We start from the raw sequence: 18,141 nt of genomic DNA, 5'->3' as shown, positions 1-18,141 counted from the left end.
CGTCAGTCGTCGGTCGGTTCGGCCTGGACGCGCTCTCCCTGTGCGGTCTCGGGGAAGATCTTCCCGGGATTGAGCGTGTCCCTGGGGTCCAGTGCGCGCTTGACCGCCCGCATCGCCTCGACGCTTTCGGCACCGTGTTCGAGTTCCAGGTACTCCCGTTTGCCCCGACCGACGCCGTGTTCGCCGGTGCAGGTCCCGCCCAGTTCGATGGCCTTCTCGACGACAGCCGTGTAGATCTCCTCGCCCGTCGCGACGTCGTCGGGGTCGCTGTGGTCGACCAGCGGCGTATAGTGGACGTTGCCGTCGCCGGCGTGTCCGAAGCAGGGAACGACCGTGTCGTGTTCCGCGCCGAGGTCCTTCGCGTAGCGGATGATCTCGGGGAGTTTGCTGATGGGGACGGTCACGTCGCCCGGATGGAGCGGCTTTCTATCGGGGTCCCAGGTCTGGAGGGCGAAGGCGAGTTCGCTCCGGGCCTCCCAGAGTTCGTCCATCGCGTCCTCGTCGGCCATCTCGAAGCGCTCCGCGTCGTGGGACTCGAAGATGGTCCGGCAGAAGTCGATCTCCTCCTCGACGCCGTGGTTGGCGTGGAACTCGACGAACGTCATCGGCGCGTCGGGGAGGTCGGTCCCGAGATAGTCGTTAGCCATCTCGGCACTGATCGCGTCGACCAGTTCGATCTTGGCCACGTCGACGCCCGACCGGACGGCGTCGAAGACGGCTTCGGCGGCGTCGTCGAGCGTCGGGAAGATCGCCCGCCCACCACGGATCTGCTGGGGGATGCCTTCGAGTTCGAGCGTCGCTCGGGTCACCACGCCGAGGGTGCCCTCGCTGCCGATGAGTACGTCCTTCAGATTGTAGCCGCTGGAGGTCTTGACGGCCTTCGACCCGGCGGTGACGACCGACCCGTCCGCGAGGACCGCCTCCAGTTCGAGCACCCAGTCGGCGATCTCGCCGTACTTGACCGTCTGCATCCCGCTGGCGTCGTTGGCGATCATCCCGCCGATCGTCGAGATGCCGCCCGAGGAGGGGAGCGGCGGGAAAAAAAGGCCCTCGGCGTTGACCGTTTCGTCGATGGCAGTGCCCATGACGCCGGGCTGGACGTCGATCTGGAAGTCGTCCGCTCGGACCTCCAGCACGTCGTTCATGCGCGTGAGGTCCATACTGATGCCCGCGTACTCGGGCACGGCGTTGCCCTCCAGGCTCGTTCCGGCGGCGTACGGTGTCACCGGGATCCCGCGGTCGTTGGCGGCGTCGAGCACTGCCGAGACGTCGGCCGTCGATTCGGGCCAGACGACGGCGTCGGGCGTGACGCCGGTACCGGCCTCGTCGGCGGCCCAGTCCGCCGCGTGACTCTCCCGCGCCGAGTCGCCGAACGACACCGACCCGTCCTCGACGACGTCTGTGAGGAACTCGCAATCGTATCCCATGTCCAGTATGGCACGCCCCCGGTGGCTTAAACTTACGCCGCAAACGACAGGTGGTTCATACCGACCGGGACACACGACGGCGGTCCGTCGTGGGTCGCGTCGGACTTCGCCGTTCGAGCGTGGTCGGTTTCCCTTTGGCTTCCGGTCCGTGGTGCCGGATGGGTGTGATTTATGCCCATCTGTTTACAATGGTAAATCATGAAAGCTGTAGAGGTAACAGAGTTTGGCGACAGTTCGGTCATCGAGGTCAACGACACCGAGAAACCGGAACCGGATGCGGGCGAACTCCGCGTCGAAGTGAAGGCTGCGGGGATCAACTTCGCGGACATCATGCAGCGCCGCGGCCACTACCAGGGCGGGCCGGAGCCCAACTACACGCCCGGGATGGAAGTCGCGGGCGTCGTCGACGCCGTCGGTGACGGGGTCGGCCGCGAGGTCGGCGACGAGGTCATGGGCTTCGTCAACCACGGCGGCTATGCGGAGTACGCCATCGCCAACGCCTCGGGCGTGTTCGACCTGCCCGAGAACATGAGTTTCTCGGAGGGCGCTGGCTTCCCCGTTCAGTTCCTCACCGCGCACAACTGCCTGTTCGAGTGGGGCGACCTCACCGAGGACGAGTCCGTGCTGATTCACGCTGCCGCGGGTGGCGTCGGGACCGCCGCCGTCCAGCTCGCCAGCAACGCCGGTGCCGAAGTGTACGGCACCGCGAGCACCGACGAGAAACTCGGGCTCGCCGAGGACCTCGGGTGTGACCACCCGATCCAGTACACCGAAGTCGACTTCGTCGAGGCTGTCAACGACCACACCGACGGCGACGGCGTCGATCTCGTGCTCGACGGCATCGGCAGCGACACGACCACCGAGAGCATGAAGTGCCTGAAACACTTCGGGCGGATGGTCTCGTTCGGGGCCGCCAGCGGCGAGCCGGGCAAGCCCAACACGAGCGACCTCCTCTTCAACAACCACACCGTCATCGGCTACCACCTGGGGCAGGCGATGTACCGCGATCCGGGTCGCGTCTTCCAGGCCGTGCCGAAGCTCACCGAGGCCCTCGGGACCGGCGACCTGGAAGTCATCGTCGGCCACGAGTTCTCCCTGGACGAGGCTGCCGAGGCCCACGAGTTCATCGAGGACCGCAAATCCAGCGGGAAAGTCGTCCTGAAGCCCTGAGCGGTTACACGGGGGAACTAGCGGGGAGGCGGCGTCGCTCCGCTGGCCGGCTGGACCAACCCGCCGGCCGACTCGATCCCTTGAACGTCCGACAGAATTAGGTCGGGGTCGATCGAACGTCGGTAGTATGACCAGAGAGGCCCTCGAAACGGGGTTCGAGACGTACGTCGACGACATCATGACGGCGGCCTACGACCGGTTCGACGTGACGGCGGCGTTCGCCGGTGGCACGTCGCAGGGCGGTCGGGTCGTCAGCAAACTCGTCAAGAAGAACTACCTGCTGGACCGTCACGTCGTCAAACCGGCCCTTGAATCGTACGAACAGGACGTGCTCGATCAGGTACAGGTGCTGCTGGATTACGCGGAAACCCCCGACGCGGAGTTCGAGGACTACAGCGACGAGGCGCTGTCTCACGATACGTTCTACCAGTCGCTGCGCGAGGACCTCTCCGAGGAGCGCCGAGGCGAGATCCGAGAGCGCCTGGTCGAGCAACAGCGCCGTCTGGCCGAGGCTGCCAGACCGATCGTCGAGGCCGAGGAAGACGAGTTCTGGCCGGCCGTCGAGGCGACGCTCTCACGGTCCGAGGCCGAGCAACTCGTCGAAGAGCACTTCGCCTTTACCGAACCGCTCCGCGAGTACCCCGACGCCTTCCGGTTCACCGAGACCGTCGACACCGGGGAACTGCTGGCCGGCCCGCTGGCGCTCGGGATGCCCACACCGTCCGTGACGCTCGACTACACCGACGAGGTCCGGCGCGTCCTCGTCGAGGCTGAGCGACGGACCATCGACGAGGTGCTCGAGGAAGTCGACCGCCGCTTCGACTAGTCCACCGGTAGCGCCGCCGTGTCCAGCGCCTCGCGGCGGCCGTCGAGTACGTCGAACCGTTCGCCGCGTCGGCGTTCGAGCCAGTACAGCAGTCGCTCGGCCCACACCAACTTCCGGCGCTTCGTCGGAGTCACGTCCGGGTCGTCGAAGTCCCACCCGACGAACACCAGTTCGGCGGCGTCCAGGTGATCGGCGAGGAAGGCGGCCCGGTCGCCGTCGGTGAACCCGCCGACGTTCAGAACCGGACCGACCGGCTCGGCCTGCGTCGTCGGCAACACCCACGCTCCCTCGAAGGTCGGAACGTACCGGCGGACCGCCGGAACGTTGTCCCCGTGGGCGTGTGCTGCAACCGGGACGCCCCGCTCGGTGAGTCTCCGGGCGGTCTCGGGCGTCTTGTCGAGGTCCGTAACCATACAGTCCACGTCGACGCCGTTCGCCAGCAGCCGATCGGCCGCCGTCGACGCGGCGAGGACGGCGTCGGCCGACGCCGCTCGGTCGATTTCGCCGGTGAGCGACGGACCAGCGCCGGCGATGGCGACCCGACGGTCGGCAAGCGAGAGACGCGAAAGGTCGAAGGGATCGGTCAACGTCGCGATGACGTCACGTGCCCGTTCGTCGGCGGCGCGGTCGAACCCGAAGTCCGCGAGTATGCGCTCGTAGACGGGGTTCCAGCTCTCGAATTCCATACCTGTCGCTCACCACGTAGGTCCAGATAAATCGGGACGAGCCGAAATGGCACAACCTGGTACCCCTACCCGGGTGCCCTTTCGGCCTTCACCTGAGTGTTCTGGCGCATCTGGCATAAGTTTTCTCTCTCCGTCAGACACCCCGGACCGTCGCCCTCCTGCGATTCGATCTCTCGGCGTATTCGCCGGACGGGACCCTCTCATTTAAGTGAATCTCCGATTCGTTCGAGGGCACGTTCGATCCGATCCGACCCGTCGAAGCCGTCGGCGAGACGGTCGAGGGTTCCGACGGTGCCGAACAGGAGCAACCGGTCGCCCGTTCCCTCGGCGACGGTGGCTCCGTAGGTGCCGGCCTGGGTCCGAAGCTGGTCGCGAGCAGCGGCGTCGAGTCCGGAGAGTTCGAACACCTTGCAGACCGCGTCCTCGGGGTACGACGCGTCGACTCCCAGGCGCTCGGCGTGTCGTTCGACCTCTCCGGTGGTGCTCACGTCGAGTTCTTCGACGCCTGCGTCGGCGTCGCGGAGTCGGTCCCGAGTGAAGGCGTCACCGATGATCGCGGCGTCCCGGGTTTCGGCCACGTCGTGGGTTCGGATCACGTGGGCCCCGCGCTCGACGGCCATCGAGGTGGCCGCGAGACTCACCGGGAGCGCCGCCTCGGTGGAGCGGCCCGCCAGGTCCCGGAGGAAGTTCTTCCGGTTGATCGAGACCAAAATCGGGTAGCCGTAGCCCCGGAACTCCCTGAGTCGGCGGAACGTCTCGCGGTCGTCTTCGAGGGTCTTGTCCTCGCTCCACCCGCCGAAGGCCGGATCGAGGATGGTCTTGTCGGTGAAGCCGTTCAGTTCGAGGGCGTCGTAGATGTCGTCGGGTTTTTCGACCGCGCCGGGGCGTTCGAGGTCCGGCGGGCTGGCCATCTTCGCGACGGCCACGTCGTACGCTTCACAGACCCGTGGCATCTCGGGGTCGGCGAAGCCACAGATGTCGTTGACCATGTCGAACCCCCGATCGAGGGCCGCCTCGGCGACCTCGTGATAGCGGGTTTCGATCGAGAAGACCGCGTCACCGCTGACGCTCTCGATGGTTTCGACGGCGGTGTCGAGTCGGTCCAGTTCCCCCTCCGCTGAGAGGACCTCGAACTTCTTGTTGGCGGATTCGAGGCCGACGTCGACGATGTCTGCCCCCTGGTCGATGAGTTGCTCGTCGACGTAGGCGGCGGCTTCCCCCGCGTCGTCGAAGACGCTGGGTTCGTACGGTGATTCGCTGGAGACGTTAAGGACGCCCATGATGCGGGGCGGGTGATCGTCGCCGATGCCCAGCCCGGCCGCGTCGACGTTGCGCATGTCTTCCGGTTGGGTGGGACGGACAAAAACTGTCGGTTCCCGGTCGTTCGGCGCCACTCGATCGAGGGCATGTTTGGCCTCCCCGCGCTATTCGTGATCGGTGTCGAGACCGGTTATCTCGAACCGTGCGCCGCCACGCGTGCCCGCCGTGGCGTTGATGTCCCAGCCGTGGGCGTCGACGATCTCCTGAACGATGCTGAGCCCGAACCCGGTTCCGGATTCGTTGGTCGTGAAACCGTGCTCGAAGACGGAACCCCGTTCCGCAGGGTCGATGCCGGGGCCGTCGTCTTCGACGTAGAAGCCGTCTGGGAGCGTGTCGACCCGGACGGTGACGTCCCGCCCGCCGTGTTCGATGGCGTTTCGGAACAGGTTCTCGAACAGTTGCTGTGCCCGGCTGGTATCGACCTCGACGGTCAGGTCCGTGTCGACGATGATCTCGGCCTCGGCCGTCTCGACCGTCTGCCAGCAGCTCTCGACAAGCGCCCCCAGATCCATCGGCTCGGTCTCCTCGACACGTTTGCCGTGTCGCGCGATCGCCAGGACGTCCTCGATGAGTTCCTCCATCCGGACGAGTTGCTCGTCGATGATAGCGACGTTCTCGCCGAACTCCTCGCTCTCGCACCGTTGCTCGATTATTTCGAGTCGCGACTGGGCGACGTTGAGCGGATTCCGGAGGTCGTGCGTGACGATGCTGGCGAACTGTTCGAGCTGCTCGTTTTTCCGTTCGAGTTCCCGTTCGCGGCGTTTCCGCTCGGTGATGTCCTGGAGGACGCCGTCGAAGTAGACGTCGCCGTCCTCTTCGGTCTTCATCGCCGTGAGCGACACCTGTAGCCGTTCGCCGGCGAGCGTTTCCTGTTCGACTTCCAGTCCGGTAATGGAGCCTTCCTCGCAAAGCCGACGACTGAACGCGGTGCGGTCGTCGGTATCGGCGTAGAAATCGCTGACGTTCCGGTCCAATAGCTCGCTTTTCGAGTAGGCGTCGTACATCGATACCAGCGTGGCGTTCACCTCGACGAACTCCCCGGATTCGCCGGGCGTCGTCCGAAACACGCCGACGGGCAGGTTCTCGATTATCTGCTCGTACTGTTCTAGCTTCTGTTCGTATGCCTTCCGCTGGGTGATGTCCGTGTTGATCGCGACGAACCGGTCGATGTTCCCCTCGGCGTCTTCGACGGGTGCGATGGTCTGCTCGATGACGTACCGATGGCCGTCCTTTCGCTCGTTTATGACTTCCCCCTTCCAGACGTTGCCCGAGAGGATCGTGTCCCACAGCGACGCGTAGTACTCGCTACTGTGCTCGCCGGAGTTCAGGATGTTCGGGCAGTCTCCGACTGCTTCCTCGTAGCTGTAGCCGGTCGATTCCTCGAACGCCGGGTTGACGTACTCTATCGTCCCGTCGGTGTCCGTGATGTAAATCGCGTGTCCGGCCTGCTCGATCACTGCCCGAAACCGTCGGAGTTCACGCTCACGGTGCTTGTGTTCGGAGATGTCGGTGAGCGTCACGACGACGCCCCCTATATCCGGGTTCGAGATCCGATTGCGAGCCCGACACTCGACCCAGTTCCGTTCCCCGTCGCCACACCGGGTTCGGAACTGAACTGTCACTGCCCGGTCCGGCGACGCGAGCACTGTCTCGAAGGCCTCGCGAACCCGCTCGGTATCGTCGGGGTGGACGATCGATTCGATCGTCTCTCCCTTCAGGTCTCGACCGGCACCGTCGAACAGCCGGTTCGCGGACGGGCTGACGTACTGGATCGTTCCGCCATCGTCGACGACGCAGATCGTGTCCGTCGTTTCCGCCAGTAACGATTGGCCCCACTCGTCGTTCGCCGACCCGTTCGTGGCTCGGTACCGCTCGGCCGCATGCGAGATCCGCCTGGCTGCAGTTATGTACGGCTCCGGGTCCGAGTTCACCAGGACGTACTCGGTGATCCCCGCGTCGAGTGCCGAGCTGACGACGCTGTCGTCGTACGCGAGGAGGACGAACGGCGTGGCGGGTGCTGTTTCCTGCACTGCCCGGTGTACCGCCGTCCAGTCGTCCTCGGGTAACTCGGAGTCACAAACCACGCAATCGAACGACCCGTCGGATAGCTCGTCCAACTCGCCGGAAACGGTCTGCCGTTTCCGAACGACCTCAGTCTCAGTATCGATATCACTGGCAACTGCGCTTTCGAAATCGGCGTCCGACCCGACGTATAAAACTCGAATGCGCGGTGTGACGGTCATATCGATAATTAAGTGTTTTGGCCGTTAGCTTTCAATTCTGAAAAACAATCCGATTCGGCGCCGACCCCGAGTCCATGCTGCTTATGTCGGTCAGTCGGCTAGCTACCACGTATGGGCAAGGTCAACATCGGGCTGCGCGGCTGGCGGTTCGACGAAGCGGAAGTGTTCGACGAGAACGGGGAGTTGCGCCCGCTGGAGATGATGGAACCGGACACGCGCGACCGAATCGTCCGGCTGTCGACGATGATGGGCGAACCCTGCGACGCGTGTTATCTGATTCACGGCGAAGAGAACATCCAGGAATGTAACGTCGCCCGCGTCATCTACGGCGAACCGCTGGGCGAAGTCCTGCTCTGTCCGGACCACGAGGCGGACTTCCTCTACTGGTTCCGCGAGGAGGGCGGCTCGGAGTACGCCGGCGACACCGTTCTCGAAGACGAGTTCCAGGAGTGGTTCGCCGGCGGCGGCCGCGCCCCCGAGGGGTACGGCGGCCTCGACCACGTCAACACCGACCCGGACGACCTCCCCGAAGAGCCCGACATCAGCGACGACATCCCGACGCTCGAAGAGGAGTTGGAGAAACTGGACGACGAGGACCTGGACGCCCTCGACGTGAACCTGGACGACCTGGACCTCTGAGATGTCGCTCGCTGTCGCCGTCGTCGACGCTACGGAACCGGGGAACGTCGGAACCATCGCCAGGTCGATGAAGAACTTCGGCTTCTCGGAGCTGTTGCTGGTCGACCCGCCCGAACTCGACCCCGACGGGGAGGCGTACGGCTTCGCCGGCCAGGCCCGCGAGGACGTCCTGCCGAACGCACGGGTTATCCAGTTCGAGGAACTGGTCGCCGAGTACCACACCGTCGGCTGTACGGCCGTCACGAACGAGGACCCGACGAAACACACCCGGTATCCGTTCTCGACGCCCCGGGAACTCGCCGACGGTCTCGACGGCGTCGAGGCCGACACCGCCATCGTCTTCGGCCGGGAACGGGTCGGCCTGACCAACGACGAACTGGCAGAGTTGGACGAGATCTGTTCGATCCCGGCCAGCGAGGACTACCCCGTGTTGAACCTCGGCCAGGCGGCGACCATCGTCCTCTACGAGTTGCGGACGCTCACGCTCGACTCGACCCAGCATCCCGACCAGCGACACGAACGGGCCGAGGAAGCGGCCATCGAGGGGCTCCACGACCAGTTCGCGGACTTCCTCGTCGCGATCGACCACCCCGAGGAGAAACGGCCCAAAGTACGGCGGCTCTGGCGTCGCCTCCTCGGTCGCGCCCACCCGACCGGCCGCGAGGCCCGCACCCTGCGGGGGCTGTTCCGCAAGGCCGCCCAGCGCGCGACCGGCGAGCGATCTGACCGCGACGACCGCTGAGTTCTCCCGCCGGCGCTACATCGCGTCTCGTCGTCTTTGCGGAAACTGGCCCTCTGGCATCGCTGCCGTTGATTTCGAGGAGCCCGTGTGTTCGGGCCGATGCCGGTGTTGTCAATAGGTACCAGTCTTCCCCCGAAATCGTTAGGGGATATAAAAGACCGGGCATATCTACTATAAACTCTAAACAGGTGGAAGTTGTAAAACGAAACGAAATGCCTCAGATGCTCCAGCGGCCGGCCGACGAGGACGACAGCACAGCTATCGAGACGGGCGAGCGGTTCCAGGTTCGCGAGCGGTTCCTCGGCCTGACGCCGGGTCAGGGGGTCGAAGTCGTCGACGCTACCGACGAGACGACGGCCGAGGGCGAGTACCCCGCGGAACTCACGCTCCGACTGGACGGCCCGGTGACGGGGACCATCGCCACCAGCACGATGTCGTACCACGGCGACGACGTCAAGCGGGCCGTCGACCGCGGCGCGCTCGAACTGCAGTAAGAGTCGACGAGACCGCGCCGAGACGACGGTCAGCGTAGTGATCACAGCGTGACGCACCGAGTCGTCGTCCGCGATGGAGCTGTCGCCGGTGCTCGAACCCGCTGAAATCACCCTCCGTGGACTGTATCAGCCTTTTCGCTGCTTTCGCACCGACGCCTGGGGCGGCCCGAAGACGGGGGTAAAGTCCCAGACGATGTCCGAGAGGATGTGACCGACTAGCACTACGCCGGAGACAACGGCCAACGGCTGGCTGACCGGCAGGAGTCCGGCGACGAGGCAGCCGGTGATGACCACGTGACTGCGGAGTCGCTGTTTCGCCCCGACCTCACCGTGCTCGAAGATCGATTCCTGGTCGAAGAGGAGCAGCCGCGGGTTTCGGACGACGTCGGTCGTCGCTCGCCAGTTCCCGGTGTTCCAGCGAGCGAGCAGGAAGTGGTCCAGGTCGACCAGGACGCCCAGAGCCGCCCCGTAGCCGACGATCACCAACGGGGCTGACGGTTCGACGACTGGAACGAGCGCGACCGCGAGGACCGTCGAGATGAGGAAATGATGTTTCGAGAGGATCGTGACCCACCGACCCCGTCTACCACGCGCTCCCGTGAGTGAATTACGGTCGGTGGGATCCCGGGGCCGTCGGTCTCAGGCTCGCTTCTGGATCTCCTCGCGCAGCACCTCGCTGACCAGGTCGCCGTCGGCCTGGCCGCGCAGCGCGCCCATGCACTCGCCCATCAGGCCGGAGAAGGCACCCATTCCCTCCTCGGCGACCTGCTCGGCGTTGCGCTCGACGACCTCGACGACGGCGTCGCGGACCTCGTCCTCGCCGGCGCTCCCGAGGTCTTCCTGGTCTGCGGCCTCGGGGGCGGTCAACTCGGGGTCCTCGGCCAGCGCGGTCAGCAGGTCCGGAACGCCCTCCTTTGCGAGTTCGCCGTCGGCGAGCAGGTAGAACACCCCACGGAAGTGGTCGTCGGTCAGGTTCTCGACGGGGACGTCGTGGCGGCGGAGTTCCGTCACGTCGGATTCGAGCGTGCGAGCCGCGAGGTTGGGGTCGACCCCGGTCTCGACGGCCTCCTCGAACAGCGCCCAGCGCTGGCCGTAGGCGACCTGATTGGCCAGTCCCTCGCCGAGATCGAGTTCGGTCCGGTATCGCTCTACCTTCTCGGTGAGCAGTTCCGGCGTCTCGACCGCCGCCGGGTCGGGTTCGACCGGCGGCACGTCTGTCTCGGGGTACATCCGCGCTGCGCCCGGGAGCGGGCGCAGATAGCGGGAAGTGCCGTCCTCGGTGGCGTCCCGGGTCTCCTCGGGGACGCCGTCCATCGCGGTTTCGGCCCGCTCGGCGACGGCTCCGATGGCCAACTCCGCCGTGTCGGGGTCGTCGGCGACGATGGCGACGGCGTCCTCGGGGCCGGCACCCACTGCGTCCCGAAGCGCCGCGACTTCGTCCTCCGTGACGCCGTAGGCCGGGAGTTCGTCGGTGTGGAAGATGCCGCCCGCGCCGTGGCGCTTGGCGTGGTCGGAGAACTCGGTTCCGAGCCGGCGGTCGGGCTGAATCTCCCGGCCGACGAGGCCGTCGAACCCGGAGAGCGGCAGTCCCATCACTTTCCCGCCCGAGGAGAGTGCGCCGCCGATGACGCCCGACTCGGTGTCTTCGAAGACTTCGGTCACGTCCTGTGGGTCGCCGACCTCGGCGTCGCGGTCGTGGAGTTCGTCTTTGATGTCCAGCAGTTCGACCTGGCGGCGGACTTCGTTGCGAACGAGGTCGTCGATGTCCTCTAAGCTCTGGACGCCCTTCATCTCGATGCGGGCCCCCTCGGCGATGGAGACGTTGACGTCCTGGCGGATGGTGCCCAGGCCGCGTTTGACCTTCCCCGTCGAGCGCAGCAACATCCCGATGCGCTCTGCGGCCTCTTTGGCCTGTTCGGGCGAGCGGATGTCGGGTTTGGTGCCGATCTCGACCAGTGGGATGCCGAGGCGGTCGAGGCTGAAGCGGACGCCGTCGTCGGTCTCCTCGACGCGCTGGCAGGACTCCTCTTCCAGCAGCATGTCCTCGATGCCGACCGGGCCGTCCTCGGTCTCGATGACGCCCTCGTTGGCGACCATCATCGAGCGCTGGAAGCCGGAGGTGTTCGACCCGTCGACGACGATCTTCCGCATGACGTTGACCTGGTCGACCACGTTCATATCGAGTAGCTGTGCGATCTCCATGGCGGTGTCCATGGCCTCGCGGTCGACGCGGTGGGGCGGCTCGTCGTCTTCCTCGACGAGACAGGTCGTGTCGTAGGCGAGGTACTCGAACTCGCGGTCGACCATGCTCTCTTCGAGGGCGGCGTCGTCGATCTCCCCGAGTTCGCTCTTGGTGGGGTGCAGATACCGGGTGAACCGCCGGACGGCGTCTTCGGGTTCACGCAGCGCCGTCGGACACCCGCAGAACAGCTTCTCTTCGGTGTCCAGTTGCTGGTGGATCTCCAGCCCGGCGACCAGCCCCAACTCCTCGTAGTCGTACTCCGCGGTGTCGGTCATTACTCGGTGTGGGAATCCGGGGCGCAAAAAACACACCGTTGTCGGTCACGGGCCCTCACGCCCCATGTTCGGTCGCGCGACATCTCGGCTTCGAATGGACATCCTGCTCTCACTGGAAGTCTTGGGGCTGGCCGTGGACTGTTCCGGTATGCGTCGCCGTACCTTCCTTACAGGTATCGGGACCGCGTCACTGATCGGGCTTGCTGGTTGTGGCGGAAACGGCGGTGGCGATGGCGGTAGCCCGACCGACGGCGGTGGTGACGGGGAAAACACCGTCGAGATGCGGACCGACGGCTCGGAGTACATCTTCGATCCCATGGGGCTGTTCGTCGAATCCGGGACGACCGTCACGTGGGTGAACGCGTCCGGGGCACACTCCTCGACAGCCTATGCGGACGGGAACGGAGGTGCGACCGTGACTCGGATCCCCCAGGACGCCGAACCCTGGAACAGCGAAACATTGTCCGAGGAGGGGGCGACCTTCGAACACACTTTCGACGTGGCGGGGACGTACGATTACTTCTGTATCCCTCACAAGACCCTGGGGATGCTCGGCCGGATCGTGGTCGACGAACCCGGTGGCCCCGCCGAGGGGAGTATGCCGCCGGACGGCGATGTGCCGGAGAGTGACACCATCGTCGACCAGGAAGCGGTCGGCTGGGACGAGTTCCACGGGTAGTCGGCCCGGCGGATCCCACGCGAACAGCGGCCGGCGGATGATTGAGGGTGCTGGACGTGGAGCCTCACGGCATGAACCGTGCTGCAGTGGCTTCCCTTCCCACGATCATCGCCCTGGAGACGGCGTCGGTGCGTACCGGTCACCGCCGCGGTGCCAGCGTCCCGATCGACCGCTCGTACCTCCGAAGCATCGAACAGGCAGCGCGCGCGTACGCGAGCGCCAGCGGGGACGGCGGCCGAAGCACCGAGCGAATCGAGACCGTCACGCAGTCCCGATTGCTCCTTCAGACGACGGAGGTCTCGGTCGACGCGGTGGAACGAGCCTCGTTACGAGACGCCGCCGATCGGATACGCGAGGTGGCCGACCGGCTCCCCGAGGTCGAGCTACTCCGGACGGCCTACCCCGGAGAGACCGTCGTCGTCCCGGAGTGGCTGCGATACGGGCGCTCCGTCGAGTGGGGGCTCCGGGTGTATTTCTTCCGTGCCGGCGACGCGCCGGCCCCGGAAACGATTCTCGACCGGAACCTCGATGCCGTCGTCGAGGGAACGCGTGCCGAGTTCGAACGGTATCAGGGGTCGCTACACGGGTACCCGGATTGCTGTATCGAGGCGTTTCAGGAGCGCGCGAGCGCGGGCGACCGGCCGGAAGCGCGGTCGGTTGCACCGCTTGCCGACTGCGTCGACGAGGACACGCTCCAGGCCGGCCGAAACTCCATCGAGGAGGTTCTCCCCGGGTATTTCGAGTCGGACCGCGCGTACGCGTATTTCGCGCGCGAGTTCTTTCCGGAACCGGACTGTCGGTCCGCCCGGGAACGGGGCAGGGCCGTGTTCGATGCGATGACGAGGCACTTCGATACGACGCTCGTCGAGGACTTCTTCCGGCTGAACTACGCCTCCTGTTATGCCGAGGCGACGACGCTGTCGACTGCGTCGGTCGCGGCGAGTGCGACCCGGCCGGGGGCCAGCGATCTCGCTCTGGAGCATCAACTCTGTTACCTCCCGCTCGCGACGACGCTCTCGATGCCACGGTACGACAGCGAGCCGTGAACTGGACTCCGTTCGGTCCGCCTGGACACCGCTGGAATCGAGAGGCTTCTGATTTCGATCACAGTCCGACGCAGGCCCAACCGAGTAGTCTCGTCAGGCCGCGCTGTTGTTAGCGATCGTCGTGTTGTAGCTCGTCAGTTCGGCGGGTTCGTAGTAACTGCGGCTGTTGTACTTCCAGGTATAGGAATTGGACAGGTAGACCGAGCTCTCGTTTTCCGGTGCGGGATACATTTCCGTTCGGCTCTCGTCCGCAGTATCGTTGACGAGGAAGGTAACGACCGTCGAACTCTGCGTCGAGAACTCGTCGATCTGGATCGCCCCGTAACAGGTCGCGTTGGCCGAGCGGTTGCTGAACTCGCCGACCTGGACCTGCTCGGTTTCGTTGCTGACGACGGCTGCCCCGAACGTCGTCGCCCCCATCGAGGTCCGCTCGACACATCCCGGGAACCTGACGTTCAAGTTGTAATCCGAGAGGGCCCTGTTGTCGTCGTTGTGAAGTTCGAGTACGTACACCGAGTAGTTCTCGTCCGCGCGGACTTCGAACTCCTCGGAGATGGTCTCCTCGGAGACGCCGCGAAGTTCGTGGACCGAAAGGTCCGGTTCCGGCTGATCGACGATGCCGCTGTCGACGTGGAAGTCGTACATCGCCGGCGCGAGGGCCGGACTGAGACTCGCGAACACCACGCCACCGATGAGACCGCCGATGATCGCCGTCTCCACCTTGTCCGCCAGATCCGTGTTCAGGCTCGGTTTCCCCACGCGCTGACAGACGGATTGGGCCGTCTTTCCGCCGATGATCCGGCGCAGTAGTTTCGCGATGAGAAACGTCAGCGGCATCAGAATCGCCGCTGCGACGATACTGACGACGACACCGATCAGGATGCGGAGGAGCGAATCTATCATCTGGAAGACAGTCAGTGGCGATACTCACAGGTCTGTTATGAATTAAATCGTTTCACGTAGTCGATAGGTGCTTGCGTCCTCGCTACGATTGGTTGCGACTCGCGGCCATGTGTTCTCGCGCTTCGTCGGGCGTCATCCCCCGGACGCCGCAGGCACACGAGCGCAGTTCCGGGTCCGTCAACTCGTCTACTTGCTCTTCCCGCGTCCGTTCGAGCGCGTCACTGTCTTCGTCGTACTCGTAGTAGACGCGGTAGTTGACTTGGACGACACCCTCGATCTGGTGATCCTCCTCGGGGTCGGGGTTCGCGATGGCCTCGGCGTGTTCGGCCTGCATCTCCGCTTTCCACTGGTCCAGGGTCGCCTCCGGGTCTCGTTCCTCTGTCATACGAGAGGACTGGCGACTCGCGGGGTAAAACTACTGGGACTCCCCGTCAGTCCGACGAGGACTCCGAACCATCAGTTCGTTCACCGCCGTCTGACCTCTGGACAGACGAGGATCGCGAACTCTCCGTTCGCTCACCGCCGTCCGGCATGGCGGTCTCGCGCTGCTCCTCGAACCAGGCCCACTCACGGCCGGAGATCCGCGTTTCCTCGAGGTTCCACGGGTCGTCGGTTCCGATGTCGGGGCCTTCCAGCCAGGAGGTCACGATGTTCCAGACGAAGATGAGCTGGCCGACGGCCAGCACGAACGCGCCGACCGTCGCCAGCTGGTGCAGGATAGTGAACACGTTCAGCGGTCCCGCGGTGATCTCGTAGGTCGCGTAGCGGCGCGGCATCCCGAGATAGCCCAGCAGGACCATGGGGAAGAAGGTGAGGTTGGTGCCGACCATCGAGAGCCAGAAGTGCCACTTCGCCAGCGTGCGCTGGTACATCTTCCAGGTCACCAGCGGGAACCAGTAGTAGACGCCCGCGAAGACGGCGAAGGCGATGGCACCCATGATGACGTAGTGGAAGTGTGAGACGACGTGGTACGTGTCGTGGAGGACGAGGTCGATCGGAATCGAGGCCTCGAAGACGCCCGTGACGCCGCCGATGATGAAGTTGAACACGAAGCCAGCACAGAACAGGAAGGGCGCGGTCAGCCGCAACTTCCCGTTCCACATCGTTGCGATCCAGTTGAACGTCTTGACCGCGCTCGGTATCGCGATGGCGATGGAGACCGCCATAAAGGACGCCCGGAGCCGCGGGTCGATGCCCGTCGCGAACATGTGGTGGGCCCAGACGCCGAAGGACATGACGCCCAGCGCGAGCGTCGAGTAGACGACGAACTTGAACCCGAACAGCTTCCGGCCGCAGAACTTCGGCAGAATGTAGCTCACGAGTCCCATCGGCGGGAGGACGAGGACGTACACCTCGGGGTGACCGAAGAACCAGAACAGGTGCTGCCAGAGCAGCGCGCCGCCACCGTCGGCCGTGAAGAACGCGGTCCCGAAGTTCCGGTCCAGCAGGAGCATGATGAGCGCGCTGCCCAGGAGCGGGAAGACGAACAGGATCTGTGCGGATTGCACGAGGATGGTCCACGAGAAGATGTCCAGGTTCGCCCAGGTCACGTCCTCGCCGCGCTCGGTGAGGATAGTCGCGATGAAGTTGATCGCCCCCATCGTCGCCGAGACGCCGGTCAGGTGCAACCCGAGCAACATCAGGTCGACGGCGCGATTGGTCTGTTCGATGGACAGCGGCGTGTACATCGTCCAGGCGGTCTGCGCCGGTTCGATCGCCGGCAGGAAGAAGCCGCCCCAGATCAGCAGGGCACCCGGCGGGAGCAGCCAGAAGGCGATGGCGTTGATGCGGGGGAACGCCATGTCGTCCGCGCCGATGAGTATCGGGATCATGTAGTTCGAGAACGCGGCGAGGATTGGCGTCCCGAACAGGAACAGCATCGTGACCCCGTGACTCGTCATCAGCCCGTTGTACAGGCTCGCGCTCATGATGTCCTCGGCCGGGCCGGCGAGTTCGACGCGCATCAACAGCACGGCGATGCCGCCCCAGGCGAACGCGAGGATGCCGAAGGTGCCGTACAGCAGGCCGATGTCCTTGTGATCGACGGTCGTCAGCCACCGCGTGATGCCGCTGGGCTTTTCGGCGTGACCGTGCCCCGACTCGCGTCCGAACCCGCGGTCACCGGACACCGACAGCGCGTACGACCGCCAGTCCTCGACCCGAGTCACCCAGAGCATCACCGCGAAGAGGAGTCCACTCATTACCGCGATACTGATCCACGACGCTGTAGCCATTGATACGCGCGTGTTCCGGCGTCACCGCTATGGCAATTGTCGCGAATAGATTCGGTCACCCCTACTTATACGTCGCAAAAAATACCGCTATTTCCGTCGGACCGCCCGCGAGACGGCCGATACTGGCCGGCTGTCGCAGGTAGTGGACACCAATGCGTTTCGGTCCAGTTCCACGGGGCGAGCAGCGTCGGGAACTGTCCGAGCCGCCTGCCGACAGCCGGGCCGCCTCGCTGACTCGGCCGGACTCTCGAACTGTCCACGCAACCGAAACCCGCTGGTCGATTCCGGCTGCATCCGTAGGTTCCGCCCGCTGGGGAATCAATCCAGGGCCAAAACATCGAGGGTGTTTTTCCATCCCCGTCGGGACAGGTCGTCGACTGGCGTCGACCAGCGCGGTCGTGGTCGGCCGAGGCGAACACCTTCGGTAGAACCTCAATACTGGGGGGCTTCGTAGGGGGCGTATGGGCACGGCAGGGTTGCAGGTCGCGATGTCGGTTCTGGCCCCGGGGTCGTGCCCGGCCGGCGAGATCTCGGCGGAGACCGGTGACGAGGTATCGAACATCTCCTGGAACGCCGCGACCGGCGAGGGACCGGTCACCGAGGAGTTCACTGCCGACTCGGAGATCGACCGCGAGGGCGTGACGCCGGTCTTCGAGACGCACACCGAGACGAGGTACCGGTTCGAACGCGAGCGCGACCGGAGCTGCGTGTGTGAGGCCGTCGAGCGCCGGGACTGTCCGCTCCAGGACGTCCGGGCCGAGAACGGCCGCCTGGTACTGACCTTCTACGCGCCGGACGTCGACGTGGTCCGGTCGCTCGTGGCAGACCTCCGGGCGCAGTACGGTGACGTCCAGCTCCAGCATCTTTCACGGTCGGGCGACCTCGACAGCGAGAACCTCGTCCTCGTCGACCGGGGCCGACTCACCGAGCGACAGCGCGAGGTCATCGAAACCGCGTACGAGATGGGGTACTTCGAACATCCGCGAGAAACCAACGGCAGCGAGATCGCCGAGACCCTGGATATCTCCCTGTCGACGTTCACGGAGCACCTCACTATCGCCCAGTCGAAGGTCCTCGACGCACTGGTCGGGACGAACTGAGACTCTCGGACAGAAGTACGTGAACACCGGATCGATGCTCGGGCAGACTTATCGTGCTTGCTGCCCGCTCGACAACCGTCGGTTGCGAACATTTCTGTCCGGCAGTTTGACGGCT

At 65.0% G+C, this 18,141-nt stretch carries 17 protein-coding genes; 8 read left to right on the top strand and 9 right to left on the bottom strand.

From position 1 onward, the window contains the following. Positions 1-2: 2 nt before the first annotated feature. Entirely contained in the window at positions 3-1,427 is a 1,425-nt protein-coding gene (locus tag E2481_RS03180) for an FAD-binding oxidoreductase (RefSeq protein ID WP_136715668.1), read from the bottom strand. A gap of 198 nt (positions 1,428-1,625) precedes the next feature. Between E2481_RS03180 and E2481_RS03175 the strand changes: the two genes are divergently transcribed. Further along, positions 1,626-2,597, top strand: coding sequence for a quinone oxidoreductase family protein (locus E2481_RS03175; RefSeq protein WP_136715667.1), 972 nt, complete (start codon positions 1,626-1,628; stop codon positions 2,595-2,597). A 127-nt stretch (positions 2,598-2,724) separates the two neighbouring features. Continuing rightward, a complete protein-coding gene (locus E2481_RS03170; RefSeq protein ID WP_136715666.1) occupies positions 2,725-3,423 on the top strand; it encodes a hypothetical protein in 699 nt (232 codons plus the stop codon). On the opposite strand, the gene E2481_RS03165 is transcribed toward E2481_RS03170, so the two are convergent. The 3 genes from E2481_RS03165 to E2481_RS03155 form a co-directional block, all read right to left on the bottom strand. Next, on the bottom strand, positions 3,420-4,109 hold the full coding sequence (locus E2481_RS03165; RefSeq protein ID WP_136715665.1) for a 6-hydroxymethylpterin diphosphokinase MptE-like protein: 690 nt from the start codon (positions 4,107-4,109) through the stop codon (positions 3,420-3,422). The genes E2481_RS03170 and E2481_RS03165 overlap by 4 nt on opposite strands. A gap of 200 nt (positions 4,110-4,309) precedes the next feature. After that, positions 4,310-5,446, bottom strand: coding sequence for a dihydropteroate synthase (locus E2481_RS03160; RefSeq protein ID WP_136715664.1), 1,137 nt, complete (start codon positions 5,444-5,446; stop codon positions 4,310-4,312). Positions 5,447-5,533: 87 nt separating this feature from the next. Continuing rightward, the gene (locus E2481_RS03155; RefSeq protein ID WP_169302359.1) at positions 5,534-7,513 is read right to left on the bottom strand and encodes a PAS domain-containing sensor histidine kinase; all 1,980 of its coding nucleotides are present in this window, start codon (positions 7,511-7,513) and stop codon (positions 5,534-5,536) included. Positions 7,514-7,783: 270 nt separating this feature from the next. Between E2481_RS03155 and E2481_RS03150 the strand changes: the two genes are divergently transcribed. The 3 genes from E2481_RS03150 to E2481_RS03140 all read left to right on the top strand — a co-directional run bounded on the left by E2481_RS03150 (position 7,784) and on the right by E2481_RS03140 (position 9,547). After that, positions 7,784-8,311 (top strand): hypothetical protein, encoded by a 528-nt coding sequence (locus E2481_RS03150; protein ID WP_136715662.1) that lies wholly within the window; start codon positions 7,784-7,786, stop codon positions 8,309-8,311. Position 8,312: 1 nt separating this feature from the next. After that, positions 8,313-9,053, top strand: coding sequence for an RNA methyltransferase (locus E2481_RS03145; RefSeq protein WP_136715661.1), 741 nt, complete (start codon positions 8,313-8,315; stop codon positions 9,051-9,053). Positions 9,054-9,265: 212 nt separating this feature from the next. Then, positions 9,266-9,547 (top strand): hypothetical protein, encoded by a 282-nt coding sequence (locus E2481_RS03140; RefSeq protein WP_136715660.1) that lies wholly within the window; start codon positions 9,266-9,268, stop codon positions 9,545-9,547. Positions 9,548-9,673: 126 nt separating this feature from the next. Here the strand turns inward: E2481_RS03140 and E2481_RS03135 are convergent, their stop codons facing one another. Together E2481_RS03135 and gatE are read right to left on the bottom strand one after the other, a co-directional pair. Further along, positions 9,674-10,030, bottom strand: coding sequence for a hypothetical protein (locus E2481_RS03135; protein ID WP_136715659.1), 357 nt, complete (start codon positions 10,028-10,030; stop codon positions 9,674-9,676). Between the two features lie 156 nt (positions 10,031-10,186). Further along, positions 10,187-12,064: a Glu-tRNA(Gln) amidotransferase subunit GatE gene (gene gatE, locus E2481_RS03130; RefSeq protein ID WP_136715658.1), complete on the bottom strand. Its 1,878-nt coding sequence runs from the start codon at positions 12,062-12,064 to the stop codon at positions 10,187-10,189. A 148-nt stretch (positions 12,065-12,212) separates the two neighbouring features. Here gatE and E2481_RS03125 point away from each other — a divergent pair, with 148 nt between their 5' ends. Together E2481_RS03125 and E2481_RS03120 are read left to right on the top strand one after the other, a co-directional pair. Continuing rightward, entirely contained in the window at positions 12,213-12,743 is a 531-nt protein-coding gene (locus E2481_RS03125) for a plastocyanin/azurin family copper-binding protein (RefSeq protein WP_136715657.1), read from the top strand. A gap of 71 nt (positions 12,744-12,814) precedes the next feature. Continuing rightward, positions 12,815-13,789 carry a hypothetical protein gene (locus E2481_RS03120; RefSeq protein ID WP_136715656.1) on the top strand — a complete coding sequence of 325 codons (975 nt, stop codon included), beginning with the start codon at positions 12,815-12,817 and terminating at the stop codon, positions 13,787-13,789. 93 nt (positions 13,790-13,882) lie between these two features. Here the strand turns inward: E2481_RS03120 and E2481_RS03115 are convergent, their stop codons facing one another. From E2481_RS03115 to E2481_RS03105, 3 genes are all read right to left on the bottom strand, one after another. After that, the gene (locus E2481_RS03115) at positions 13,883-14,692 is read right to left on the bottom strand and encodes a hypothetical protein (RefSeq protein ID WP_136715655.1); all 810 of its coding nucleotides are present in this window, start codon (positions 14,690-14,692) and stop codon (positions 13,883-13,885) included. Positions 14,693-14,774: 82 nt separating this feature from the next. Next, positions 14,775-15,077 carry a hypothetical protein gene (locus tag E2481_RS03110; RefSeq protein ID WP_136715654.1) on the bottom strand — a complete coding sequence of 101 codons (303 nt, stop codon included), beginning with the start codon at positions 15,075-15,077 and terminating at the stop codon, positions 14,775-14,777. Positions 15,078-15,123: 46 nt separating this feature from the next. Then, the gene (locus E2481_RS03105; protein WP_136715653.1) at positions 15,124-16,893 is read right to left on the bottom strand and encodes a cytochrome c oxidase subunit I; all 1,770 of its coding nucleotides are present in this window, start codon (positions 16,891-16,893) and stop codon (positions 15,124-15,126) included. Positions 16,894-17,387: 494 nt separating this feature from the next. Between E2481_RS03105 and E2481_RS03100 the strand changes: the two genes are divergently transcribed. Then, positions 17,388-18,026, top strand: a complete 639-nt coding sequence (locus tag E2481_RS03100; RefSeq protein ID WP_136715652.1) for a helix-turn-helix domain-containing protein — start codon at positions 17,388-17,390, stop codon at positions 18,024-18,026. Positions 18,027-18,141: the final 115 nt, after the last annotated feature.

It is taken from the genome of Halorientalis salina (genome assembly GCF_005049285.1).
Lineage (GTDB): Archaea > Halobacteriota > Halobacteria > Halobacteriales > Haloarculaceae > Halorientalis > Halorientalis salina.
This window is presented reverse-complemented; position numbering and strand designations above follow the sequence as displayed.